This is a genomic window from Asticcacaulis sp. (assembly GCF_027484505.1).
GTDB lineage: Bacteria > Pseudomonadota > Alphaproteobacteria > Caulobacterales > Caulobacteraceae > Asticcacaulis.
This window is the reverse complement of record NZ_JAIXSV010000337.1, coordinates 1-4,405: the sequence shown is the minus strand read 5'-3', so window position 1 is coordinate 4,405 and position 4,405 is coordinate 1. Positions and strand designations below refer to the sequence as shown.

The 4,405-nt window shown below is 61.1% G+C and carries 6 protein-coding genes; 5 read left to right on the top strand and 1 reads right to left on the bottom strand.

Annotated elements, in window-relative coordinates:
- Together Q0072_RS19855 and Q0072_RS19850 are read left to right on the top strand one after the other, a co-directional pair.
- On the top strand, positions 1-768 hold a 768-nt coding region (locus Q0072_RS19855), incomplete at its 5' end, for a 3-hydroxyacyl-CoA dehydrogenase family protein (protein WP_298333416.1).
- Positions 769-952: 184 nt separating this feature from the next.
- Positions 953-1,555, top strand: coding sequence for a dienelactone hydrolase family protein (locus Q0072_RS19850; RefSeq protein ID WP_298333414.1), 603 nt, complete (start codon positions 953-955; stop codon positions 1,553-1,555).
- On the opposite strand, the gene Q0072_RS19845 is transcribed toward Q0072_RS19850, so the two are convergent.
- Complete coding sequence (locus Q0072_RS19845) at positions 1,552-1,824, bottom strand: BolA family transcriptional regulator (protein WP_298333412.1); 273 nt, start codon at positions 1,822-1,824, stop codon at positions 1,552-1,554. The two genes, Q0072_RS19850 and Q0072_RS19845, sit on opposite strands and share 4 nt — an antisense overlap.
- A gap of 87 nt (positions 1,825-1,911) precedes the next feature.
- On the opposite strand from Q0072_RS19845, the gene Q0072_RS19840 reads away from it, so the two are divergent.
- From Q0072_RS19840 to cobS, 3 genes are all read left to right on the top strand, one after another.
- Positions 1,912-2,580, top strand: coding sequence for a J domain-containing protein (locus Q0072_RS19840; protein ID WP_298333410.1), 669 nt, complete (start codon positions 1,912-1,914; stop codon positions 2,578-2,580).
- Between the two features lie 153 nt (positions 2,581-2,733).
- Positions 2,734-3,183 (top strand): GFA family protein, encoded by a 450-nt coding sequence (locus tag Q0072_RS19835; RefSeq protein WP_298333408.1) that lies wholly within the window; start codon positions 2,734-2,736, stop codon positions 3,181-3,183.
- Positions 3,184-3,291: 108 nt separating this feature from the next.
- On the top strand, positions 3,292-4,299 hold the full coding sequence (gene cobS, locus Q0072_RS19830; RefSeq protein WP_013478594.1) for a cobaltochelatase subunit CobS: 1,008 nt from the start codon (positions 3,292-3,294) through the stop codon (positions 4,297-4,299).
- Positions 4,300-4,405 lie beyond the last annotated feature (106 nt).

Genomic DNA, 4,405 nt, shown 5'->3' with positions numbered 1-4,405 from the left:
TCGGACGAGACTCTGGCCAAGGCCATCGACTACGTGCTGAAGATCCGCAAGACGCCGATTGTCGTCAATGATGCGCGCTTCTTCTATGCCAACCGCTGCTTCATTCCGTTCACCGCCGAAGGCCTGCACCTGTGGGCCGAAGGCTATGCCCCGGCGCTCATCGACAATGTCGGTCGCGCCACGGGTATGCCGCGCGGTCCGCTGGAGATGATGGACGATGTGGCGCTTGACCTGCTGGTCAAGATCACCTCCGAAACCGCCAAGGCGATGGGCGATGCCTATGTGCCCATCCCCGGCGAAAAAGAAGTGGCGCAGATGGTCGCCGACGGGCGTCTTGGGCGCAAGAACGGTAAGGGCTTCTACGACTATCCGGAAGCGGGCGGTAACAAAAGCCTGTGGCCCGGCCTGTCGGACAAGTTCGCCCCCACCATCACCGACTCGACGCCGGAACTGGCCGAAGATATCCGTAAGCGCCTCTTGTATATTCAGGCGGTGACGGCGGCGCGCTGCTTCGAAGAGGGCGTCATCAGCGATCCGCGCGAAGCCGATGTCGGCTCTATCCTCGGCTGGGGCTTTGCGCCGTGGTCGGGCGGGATCGTCTCGCTGATTGACGCCATTGGTACGGCGAAGTTTGTCGAGGAACTGGACGAACTGACGGCCAAATACGGTGACCGCTTTACTCCGCCGCAATTGCTGCGTGACATGGCGGCGAAGGGCGAGACCTTTTATGGCCGGTTTGGGAAGGTGGACTCTGCTAAAGCGGCGTAAGCGGCAATCGCCCTTCGCATTTTGGTTGCGCTAACGCTTCGCTGTTTGAGCGCGGGGCGAAACCTTCTACGGCCGTTTCGGAAAGACCGATGCGGCGGAGGCGGCGTAGGTCTAAGTAGTCTTAACGGAAAATACCGGAAGAGGGGGCCAATTAGGCTCCCTCTTTTGCTTTGGGAGAGCTGCGTTGAAACATCTGGTGGTCTTTTTGCACGGTGTGGGTTCGTGCGGCGCGGACATGATAGGTCTGGGGCGGCACTGGGCCGAGGCTCTGCCGGACACAGCTTTTGCGGCACCTGATGGTCCTGATCCGTTTGATATGTATGCGCAGGCCAGCGGGCGGCAGTGGTTTTCGGTCAAGGGCGTCACGGCGGAAAACCGCGCGCAACGGATTGTCGAGGCGCGTGAGGCCTTTGATGCGACCCTGCAAGGTGTCATGGCCGAACGCGGCATAGACGATCCGGCGCGGGTGGCGCTGGTTGGCTTTTCGCAAGGGTCGATCATGGCGCTCGATGCCGTGGTCAGCGGACGCTGGCCCGTGGCGGCGGTGGTCGCCTATTCCGGCCGCCTGTCTTCGCCGTTACCGTGGACGCCCGCGCCCACGCCAATCCGGCTGGTGCATGGCGATCAGGACGGGGTGATCCCCTTTGCCGAAACCCTTGAGGCGGCTGAGCGTCTGACCGCGGCGGGCTTAAGCGCCGACGCCCATATCCTCAGCGGTCTGGGCCATAGCATCAATGCGCCGGGTTCGCGTCTGGGGCGCGATTTTCTGGCGGCGGCCCTGACTTAAGCCTCTTCCGGCGTCAGGGTCCGCATCGACAGGGCGTGGACCGGGCCGCTCAGCTCTTCACGCAGGGCCGCATTGACGGCGCGCTGACGGGCGACGCGGGTTTGCCCGCGAAACGCCTCAGAGACGATCAGGACGGAAAAGTGACTTTCGCCCCCTTCACGCGCGCCCGAATGCCCTTTATGCTTGTCGCTATCGTCAGTGACTTCCAGACGAAGCGGGGCGAAGGCCGCCGTCAGTTTGGTCTCGATATTCTCGCGTGTTTTACCCATAATTTAACCTCATAAGGGCTTTATAGAGGCCCGACTCCGACCTATATGGTCGGTTTGCGTAAAGTTCAAAGGGTTGCGTTCGAAATCATGAGCGAAGGGTACAAGTACAAGCCGAAGTTTGGTCTGGACATGCGTATTCGCCCGCCCAAGGAGGGCGAGGTGAATGGCAAGCGTCCCGAAGACGATGTGCTGTCGCTGAAGCCGGGGCAGGTGCGCTGCGAATGGCCGGAATGCCATCGCGCGGCCACGGCCAAGGCCCCGAAGTCGCGCGAAATGATGAACGAATACTATAACTTCTGTCAGGCACACGCGGGCGAGTACAACAAGAACTGGAACTTCTTTGCCGGCATGTCCGAAGGCGAGGCCAAGGCACACCGCGAAGCGACCATGACCGGTGGCCGCCCGACCTGGGCCTTCCGTGCGTCGGCCGCGTCGCGCGAAGCCGCGGCTTTCAGCGCTGGGCGTACCAAGGGCGCGGGTATGTACGATCCGCACTCGGTCTTCGGGGCCGGAGCCGCCCCGCGCAAGCCGGGTGAAGACGCACCCGTGCAGCGTCAGTTCGGCAAGATCGAACGCGGGGCCTATGCCGACCTTGACCTTGAGGTCGGGGCCGAGCCGGAAAAGGTGCGCGCCGCCTATACCGAACTGCTCAAGCGCTGCCACCCGGACAATAATGGCGGCGACCGTTCGGCCGAGGACAAGCTGCAACGGGTGATAAAGGCCTATAAAGTCCTCAAAAAAATGGGCCTTGCGTGAAATCGCGGTCTTTGGCCGATTAGTGCGTCGGCGTCGCTAGCAGGTACTAATGTACCTGCGTCGCTAGCCTCCTGCTACTCGTCTCAAATCTCACGATTTCAGGGCTGAGTTAAATCCCCTCGCCCTTACGGGAAAAGGGGTAGGGAGGGATTTATGGCTGAGGTCAGAACCGGCGGGTGTCAGTGCGGTGCGGTGCGTTTCCGTGTCGAGGGCGAACTGGGGCACGCTTCCATCTGTCATTGCCGCATGTGCCAGAAGGCCTATGGCAATGTCTTTGCGCCGCTGGTCAGTGTGCGGGAGGCCACGCTCACATGGACCAAGGCCGAGCCCAAACGCTTCCAAAGCTCAAACCTCGTTCAACGCGGTTTCTGCCCTGACTGCGGGACGCCCCTGACCTACGAAGCCCCAGACGGGGTGGCGCTGTCTATCGCGGCCTTTGATGATCCTGCTGACATCGCCCCGGTCATTCAGTTCGGCATCGAAGGCCGCCTGCCGTGGGTCAACGGCCTGCACGCCCTGCCGGAACGCACCACGCTGGAAGACATTGAGGCCGCGCCGTTCCTCGACAAGCTGATCAGCTATCAGCACCCGGACCACGACTGAACGGCCGTCAAAAAAATCCGTCTCCGGCGTGTTTTAGGGTTGAGTCTTGAGGGCATAGGTCTTAGCTGAAAACCGCATCTGTTCGTCCGTCCGAAAGCGTTTTTTGCCATGCCCGTGCTCACCTCCGATACCCTGACCGATCCGCTTCTGGGCCTTGTGCCTGACAAGAAGGTGTCGCTGCGCGAGGTGTTCGGCGTCGATTCCGACATGCTGGTCCCGGCCTTTTCGACGCGCGATGAGCACGTGCCGGAAATCGACCCCTCCTATCGCTTTGACCCGCAGACGACCATCGCCATCTGCGCCGGCTTTGCCTATGACCGTCGCGTCATGGTGCAGGGCTTCCACGGCACGGGTAAGTCCACCCATATCGAACAGATCGCCGCGCGGCTGAACTGGCCGCTGGTGCGGGTCAATCTCGACAGCCATGTGTCGCGTATCGACCTGATCGGCAAGGATGCCATCGTGCTGAAGGATGGGCAACAGGTCACCGAGTTCAAGGAAGGCATCCTGCCGTGGTCGCTGCAACGGCCCGTGGCGCTGGTCTTCGACGAATACGACGCCGGGCGTCCGGATGTGATGTTCGTCATTCAGCGCGTACTTGAGGCGCAGGGCCGCCTGACGCTGCTGGATCAGAACAAGGTCATCCGCCCCAACAGCTTCTTCCGCCTGTTTGCCACGACCAACACCATCGGTCTTGGCGACACCACCGGGCTTTATCACGGCACGCAGCAGATCAATCAGGGTCAGATGGACCGCTGGTCGATCGTTACCACGCTCAACTATCTCAGCCACGAGGCCGAAGTCGAAATCGTGCTGGCCAAACTGCCGGAGTTCGATACGCCGGAGCGCAAGAGCCTGATCGACGCCATGGTGCGCGTCGCCGACCTGACGCGTTCGGCCTTTGCCAATGGCGATATTTCGACCGTCATGTCGCCGCGCACGGTCATCACCTGGGCGCAGAATACGCTGATCTTCGGCAATGACCCGGAGGTGGCCTTCCGCCTGACCTTCCTCAACAAGTGCGATGAGCTGGAGCGCCCGACTCTGGCGGAATTCTATCAGCGCAGCTTTGGCGCGGATGTGAAGGAAAGCGCCCTCAAGGTGAAGGTGATCTAGAGCCTCATGCCGAAAAGTGGATACCACTTTTCGGAAAAAACATGAGGCGTTAGAAATAATTAGAGCCATTCGGCGGCTCAACTTAGCCGACGAATGCTCTAGGTGC